The organism is Nocardia sp. NPDC005978 (assembly GCF_040614455.1).
Lineage (GTDB): Bacteria > Actinomycetota > Actinomycetes > Mycobacteriales > Mycobacteriaceae > Nocardia.
The window spans coordinates 1-5,315 of the sequence record NZ_JBEXUS010000211.1 but is presented as its reverse complement, the minus strand read 5'-3'; the positions used below and the strand labels follow the sequence as shown (position 1 = coordinate 5,315).

The 5,315-nt window shown below is 70.2% G+C and carries 2 protein-coding genes; both read left to right on the top strand.

Annotation, left to right across the window (positions count from 1 at the left end; translation table 11 throughout):
• Positions 1-153: 153 nt before the first annotated feature.
• Positions 154-2,304, top strand: a complete 2,151-nt coding sequence (locus ABZ319_RS39980; protein ID WP_354991808.1) for a TerD family protein — start codon at positions 154-156, stop codon at positions 2,302-2,304.
• Between the two features lie 613 nt (positions 2,305-2,917).
• Positions 2,918-5,143, top strand: a complete 2,226-nt coding sequence (locus ABZ319_RS39975) for an elongation factor G (RefSeq protein WP_354991807.1) — start codon at positions 2,918-2,920, stop codon at positions 5,141-5,143.
• Positions 5,144-5,315: the final 172 nt, after the last annotated feature.

Here is a 5,315-nt window from a genome sequence, read left to right as displayed (position 1 = left end):
ATGGTACTGCACTCGACAGGGTGTGGGAGAGTAGGTCACCGCCGGAACATCATTCACAAAGACCCCCAGCTTCGGCTGGGGGTCTTTGTCGTTTCACGACCTCGGACTGATATTGCCTGGCCTGCAAGGCTGTTCGACTGCGAAGATCTGCGGATGAGTATGGATCTCGAGGAGCTCGTTGTCAGCCGTACGTTCCGGGTGCCGGCGGTCGAAGGACCGGCCGGGGACGGGACGATGGCGACGAGGCAATTCGACGCGGTCCTGATGTCGGCGGGGTTCAAGCTGTCCGGCGCGTTGTTCGCGCGGTTGTCCGGGCTCGCGGCGGGGACGGTCATCGACACCGCGGTGCGGGTGCTGCCCATGGTGCGCCGGTTGGTCGGCGACCATGTCGAGCACAACGTCTACTTCCGGGACTTCCCGGCGAATGTACCGAGCACCGTGGAGTTCTGGACCGAATGCCTGGTGCGCGCGCTCGGTGACGAGCTCGCCGCCGAGGCGTCCATCCGTTCGGGTGCGGTGAATCTGCTGGCGCTCCCCGGCTACGGGACCTATCAGCACGACTACGCCGAGATGATCGCCGCGCACGATGAGCTGATCGCGAGCGTGCGGGATCGGGTGACCGTCCTGCACGCGGGAATGACTCTGTCCGAGGAGGTTTCGGCGCTCTACCTGTCCATGGCGGGCAGTGTGACCCCGTTCGGGACCGAGGACGTGGCGGTGCTGCGCGAGCTGGCGCTGCACTGCGCGACCGGTCCCCAGCCCGCGGCCGTTCCGGTCCGGGAGCACCGCGCGATTCTCAACGAGGTGCGCCTGGCCGCCGGCGCGGATCTGCTGGTGGATACCGTGACCGATGTGCTGCGGCTCGCCTGTCTGCTGTCGGACGGCGATGTCTCGCTGCTCGAGCCGACCCGGTTCCGGAGTTTCCGGCGTCCGGTGCGCCGGGCCCTGCTGGCCGCACTCGACGGGGTGATCGCGGCCCAGCCGGCCAAGCTCGGCGATGTCGGGGTGCGCCGTGAGGCGTGGAAGCGGCTCGGGGAGCGGCTGCATCCGCACGAGTACCCGCGATACGACTCCGCGGCACAGGTTTTCGCGGTGGCCCGGGGTGAGCTGGCGGCTCCGTCCTTCGCCTCCCGGCTGGAGCGGATGCTCGCGGACGGTGATGTGGTGGGCGCGGCACGGCTGCTGCGTTCCGCGCCGGGGATGCTGTTCCGGTCGATGGACAATCTGCTGCGCAAGGCCTTCGGTGACCTCGAGCGCGAGGGCGTGCTGCTCGAGCTGACCGGCGCGGTCGAGGAGGTGTCCGGCCGGGTGCTGCTGTCGGTGCGTGAGCATCTGGACAATCGCGAGTCCGGGGAGATGCGGATCTTCGCGAATCGCTCGGGCCGGGGCGCCGTTCTGCCCGACGAGCGGTACCCGATCGCGCCGGAGGTGCTGGACCTGCTGCGGGAGATGATCGATCGCGAGATCACGCGGCGGCTGGACGTGCCGCTGCCGCTCGTCATCGATCCGGAGATCCTCGAGGTCGCGCTGCCGTTGAGCGGCAAGGGCATCGGCGACGGTCTCGGGGTGTTGCCGCGCGGGTCGGTCACCACCGTCGACGCGGAGCTGCTGCGGTTCTTCGTGTACTGGCACGAGCGTGCGGTGCGGACCGATTTCGATCTGTCCGCCGTGCTGCTGGACCGGGATTTCACGAGTATCGGCTGGCTGTCGTACACCAATCTGACCGAGGTCGGCGGCGTGCACTCCGGTGATATCACCGCGGCTCCGGATGGCGCGTCGGAGTTCATCGACGTCCGGCTGGACAAGGTCGAGGCCGCCCTGGTGCTGCCGCAGGTGAACATCTACACCGGCGAGGGCTTCGACGAGGTGCGGGAGTCGTTCTTCGGCTACATGTCCCGCGATGCCTATCAGCAGGGCGCGCCGTACGAGCCGCGTACGGTTCGGGCGAAGTCGGACCTGCGCGGTGCGGGCCGAACCGCGCTGCCGCTGGCCTTCTTCCGGCACGCGGACGGCCGCTGGCGGGCGAAGTGGCTGCACCTGCACCTGTCCGGGTCTCCGGAGTTCAACCGGGTGGAGTCGAACCAGCTGACGACGGCGACGCTGGCGCGGGCGGTGGTGGAGCGCCGCTATCTGACCGTCGCGTATCTGGTCGGCTTGCTTTCCGCGACAACCGAATCGGTCCTGTGGGACGGCGGTCCGATCACCGAACCGGTGACCTTCATCGGTCTCGCCCGGCCGGATGGTCTGCCCGCCGGCTCGACGGTCGTCACCCCGGAGAATCTGCGGGACCTGATTCCCGCCTGACTGCTACGGTAAGGGCCGGCGAGGCCATGGTGGCGCTTCCTTCTCAAGAAGGCTCTTCGGGGCTGGATTTCACTCCAGCGTCACCGCTTTCCTCCCTCTGCGCCCCCCGATCCGCTGTGATCGGGGGTTTCGCGTTTCGCCGCCCGGACGCGTGAAAAACCCGGTGACTCCGTCCGGCCGCCTCTGCTAGCGTTGCCGGAGGCGAGGCCATGGGGATGCTTCCTTCTAATCTCTCTTCCAAAGAATCCAGCGTCTCCGCTCTCCTCGCCGCTCGCGTGGCCCCGATTCCGATCGGGGACTACGCGGTTACACCGCAACGTTTTTCGCACCGCACGGTGCGGGCCGGAAGGGAGCCGATCATGCGTGACATTCGTCCGCGCGTCGCTGCCCGTTCGCGGTTCGACGTGATCCTGGTGTCCTCGCCGGTTCGGTGCCGGCTGCGCGGCCGGTACTGAGTACCCGGCGCATTTTCGCGACTTCCACCGGGAGCCTGGAGGCTCCCGTCGTGGCGTGTTCGCGGCCGATGACGCTCCCGCCCGACCGCGGGGCGGGCGTCGGCCGCGCCGGGCAATCGCGCTGTATCTGATTCGGATCAGCACGAAGGGCCAAGACTTTGCGTACCAACACTTCTCGACAATCCATCGCCGCCGTTCGCAACCTCGGCATTCTCGCGCACGTGGACGCGGGCAAGACCACGGTCACCGAGCGAATGCTGTTCCTGGCGGGTGCCATTCACAAGCGCGGGGAGGTGCACGACGGCACCACCGTCACCGATTTCGACGCCCAGGAGCGCGAGCGCGGGATCACGATCTTCGCGGCCGCGGTGGCGTGCGAGTGGAACGCGCACCGTCTCACCGTGATCGACACCCCCGGGCACGTGGACTTCTCCGACGAGGTCGAGCGGTCGCTGCGGGTGCTCGACGGCGCGGTCGCGGTGTTCGACGCGGTGGCCGGTGTCGAGCCGCAGAGCGAATCGGTCTGGCGGCGCGCGGATCGCTACGGGGTGCCCCGCATCGCGTTCGTGAACAAGATGGACAGGGCGGGAGCCGATTTCGCGGACGCCGTCCGGTCCATCCGCGCCCGGCTGCATCCGGCCGCGCTGGCGGTGCAGCTGCCGATCGGCGCGGAGGACGGGTTCACCGGTGTCGTCGACCTGCTCGGCATGCGGGCGCTCGTCTGGACGGCGGGCACGCTGACGGCGGGCCCGATTCCGGCCGAGCTCGCCGACCGCGCCCGGCAACTCAGGCGCGAGCTGGAAGAAGCGGTGGCCGAGCGGCATTCGGGTGCGCTGGAAGAACTCTACGCACGGCCGCAGCTCACCCGGGCCGCCACGGCGGCGTCCGTCATCGACTCCGCTCGGGCCGATGCCGGGTCGGCGCGGGTCGGCGCCGGATCTCCAGCCGATCTGCGCGGTGAGTCCGGCGCCGACGACAGCCGATTCGACCGGCACGCGGTCGTCGGTGGCGGTTCGGGTCATCCCGAAACAGCCGCGGCGCTGTCGGATACGACGTTGGCTACCGCCCTGCGGGAACTGACGCTGTCCGGCGAAGTGGTGCCGGTGCTGTGCGGCGCCGCGTACCGGGACATCGGGGTCGAGCCGCTGCTGGACGCGATCGTGGACTTCCTGCCGTCGCCGCTGGATCGCCCGCCGGCGCGCGGCGAGTGGGAATGCGGCGAGCCCGGGGACTGCGTGATCGCCCCCGATCCGGCGCAACGCCTGGTCGCCCTGGTGTTCAAGGTCCAGGGCGTCGGGTCGGCCCGGCGCACGTTCCTGCGGGTTTACGCGGGCACGCTCAGCAAGGGCGATGTGGTGCTCGATGTGCTCGGCAACCGATCCGAGCGGATCGGGCGCATCCTGCGGGTGCAGGCCGATCGGCACACGGAGATCGAGCAGGCCGTGGCAGGTGACATCGTCGCCGTGATCGGCCCGAAGTCCGCGCGCGCGGGAGCGACGCTGTGCCCGCCGGAGGCGCAGGTGCTGCTGGAGCCGCCGGCGGTCACCGAGCCGGTGGTGTCGGTGGCGCTGGAGGCCAAGGCTTCTGCCGACGTCGAGCGGCTGACGACGGCGCTGACGCGGCTCGTCGACGAGGATCCGTCGCTGGTCGTGCGCACCGATCCGGAGTCCGGTCAGACCCTGCTGTCCGGGCTGGGTGAACTGCATCTGGAGGTCGCGGTGGAGAAGATCCGCCGGGAGCGCGGGATCGCGGTGACGGTGGGCCGCCCGCAGGTGGCCTACCGGGAGTCCGTGGTGCGCGGGGTGGCGGGGCTGCGGTACCGCCACGCCAAGCAGTCCGGCGGTCCGGGGCAGTTCGCCGATTTAGTGCTCGATGTCGAACCGCTCGATCCGGCAGCGGATTTCGAGTTCGAGTCCACCGTGACCGGCGGGCGCGTGCCGCCCGAGTACGTGCGGGCGGTCGAAGCCGGTTGCCGCGATGCCTTGGCGTCGGGTCCGCTCGGCGGGCACCCGGTGATCGGGCTGCGGGTCCGGCTCACCGACGGTGCGACCCATCCGGTCGATTCCTCGGAGCGGGCATTCCGCATCGCGGCTCGGCAGGCGGTGCGGGAGGCGTTGCAGGGGAGCGCGCTCCAGCTGCTGGAGCCGACGGTCGAGCTGACGGTCACCGCGCCCGAGGACGACATCGGCGCGGTGCTCGGCGATCTCGCGGCCCGCCGCGGCCGGGTCACCGAGTCGGCGGTGCACGGCGGTACGGCGGTCGTCACCGCGATCGCACCGCTCGCCGAGATATTCGGCTACGCAACGCGTTTGCGCAGCCGGACGCACGGCCGCGGGGCGTTCGCGACCCGGCCGCTGGGCTACGCGCCGGCCCCGGCGGGCTAGCGGGTCGCCGGCGGCCGCGGCTCGATTGGGTTCCCCGGTGGTCCTTTGCCGGGCTGGGATGGCGGCTCGGTTGCCCTCGCCCTCGGCCTTGCCGCCGGGCCGAGGGCGGGTTCGACTTGCCAGGTGCCAGGTGCCAGGTGCCAGGTGCCAGGTGCCAGGTGCCAGGTGCCAG